Below are 1675 nucleotides of genomic sequence, written 5' to 3'. Positions count from 1 at the left end.
TGCAAGCGGCAAATGAATGACCTTTGGTAAATCAAATGCTACGCCAACCCAAACTGCTGCAAGCCAGCCAACGATTAATTGTCCTTCTACCCCAATATTAAAAAGTCCTGTGCGAAAAGCAAATGCTACTGCAAGACCAGCAAGAATAAGAGGAGTAATCTGGCGAACTACTTCTCCAGTAAAGTAAATTTCCCCAAATGCACCGTTCCATAAAGCAATGTAAGCATCTGCTGGACTATAGCCAGTAGCCAGCATAATCAATGTTCCAACTATTACTCCCAGCAAAACGGAAATAATCGGTATACTTATTTTCTTTATTGTATTAGACATTTTTCTCCACACCTACTTTATTATCATTCGATCCAGCCATCAGCAATCCTAATTCTTGTTCGGATGTTTCTTTTGGATTTACAGTTGCTATGATTTCCCCTTCAAATATAACAGCTATCCGGTCACTTACATTTAATATCTCTTCCAGTTCAAATGACAGAAGCAATACACCTTTTCCATTATCCCTTTGTTCAATTAAACGTTTATGAATAAACTCAATTGCTCCTACATCGAGGCCGCGAGTCGGCTGTGCTGCTATTAATAAATCCGGATTTCGGTCTATTTCTCGTCCGATGATTGCTTTCTGCTGATTCCCTCCAGAAAGAGCACGTGCAGGCGTATGAATTCCTGGTGTTCTGACATCAAATTCTTCAATTAGTATCTTAGCCTTTTTATCTATTTCTTTCTGATTCAAGATGCCGTTTTTAGAAAAAGGTTGTTGATAATATGTTTGCAATACCATATTTTGTCCAATTGGAAAATCTAGCACTAATCCATGTTTATGACGATCCTCTGGAATGTGGCCAATTCCACTTTCCGTTATTTTCCGAGGAGATAATACACTTATTTCTTTCCCATTTAATGAAATGCTTCCAGAATCTTTTTTCATTAAACCTGTTATGGCTTCTATTAATTCAGATTGCCCATTTCCATCTACACCGGCTATTCCAACGATTTCTCCTGCTCTAACATCAAGGTTCAGCGAGTTAACAATCTTGACCCCCCGTGAATCTTTAACGGTTAAATCTTTAATAGCAAGAACCGTTTCCTTTGGTTCTGCGTCTTTTTTATTTGTTTTAAAGGTAACTTCTCTTCCTACCATTAAATTTGCCAATTCGTTTGGGTTTGTTTCTTTTACTATGTATGTACCAATTCCTACTCCCTTTCGAATAACGGTCACACGGTCGCAAACTTCCATGATCTCTTTTAACTTATGGGTAATTAATATGATTGATTTCCCTTCTTTCATTAATGTTCTAAAAATAGCGATTAACTCTGTTATCTCTTGTGGGGTTAAAACAGCTGATGGCTCATCAAATATTAAAATCTCAGCTCCACGGTAAAGTGTTTTTAAAATTTCAACTCTTTGCTGCATCCCAACCGAAATATCAGCAATTTTCGCTTTTGGATCAACAGCGAGTCCGTATTTTTCTGATATTTCCTTTACTTCTTTTTCTGCTTTTTTTAGATTGATTTTTCCATTTTTAACTGTTTCTTTTCCTAGAATAATATTCTCTGTAACCGTAAATGTATCAACAAGCATAAAATGCTGATGCACCATCCCAATGCCTAAATCATTGGCAATATTCGGGTTTGAAATGTCAACCTTTTGTCCTCGTGCTCG

Annotated in this window: 2 protein-coding genes; both read right to left on the bottom strand. The window is 37.1% G+C overall.

Annotated elements, in window-relative coordinates; all coding sequences use genetic code 11:
• A partial coding sequence (locus tag ACTYBU_RS22335) for an ABC transporter permease subunit (protein ID WP_445493246.1) occupies positions 1-330 on the bottom strand: 330 nt, incomplete at its 3' end.
• Positions 323-1675: ABC transporter ATP-binding protein (locus tag ACTYBU_RS22330; RefSeq protein ID WP_445493245.1), on the bottom strand; the 1353-nt coding region annotated here is incomplete at its 5' end. The genes ACTYBU_RS22330 and ACTYBU_RS22335, both read right to left, overlap by 8 nt.

Source organism: Niallia sp. 03133 (assembly GCF_052663225.1).
This window is presented reverse-complemented; position numbering and strand designations above follow the sequence as displayed.